The organism is Oceanobacillus luteolus (assembly GCF_023715655.1).
Classification (GTDB): Bacteria; Bacillota; Bacilli; order Bacillales; family Amphibacillaceae; genus Oceanobacillus; species Oceanobacillus luteolus.
Window position 1 is genome coordinate 1 of sequence record NZ_JAMBON010000185.1, and the last position, 255, is coordinate 255.

1 pseudogene is annotated in these 255 nt (G+C 47.8%); it reads right to left on the minus strand.

What is annotated here, in order from left to right:
- A pseudogene (locus M3210_RS20300) lies at positions 1 to 255 on the minus strand (IS66 family transposase); the annotation flags it as partial.

Sequence of the window (255 nt, forward strand, 5' to 3'; positions counted from 1 at the left end):
GACCGTTCTGCCCGGTTGTTATCGATTTCCAGACGACCATCCTCTAAAAATACCACTAAACGGTCCCATTGATTACGACAATATTTGATTGCTTGCCCAAGTGCACTTTTCGGCAATACCCGGGGGGGTTGTTCACGGAGCCATGCTGAAAAAGCATCCAAAATGGGCTGGCTGCGTTTGAAGTGACCCCAAAAAGTTGGTTACAGAATGCTAGACCTTCCTTCACCTTTACGTGGGTTGTTTTCGCCGATTCAG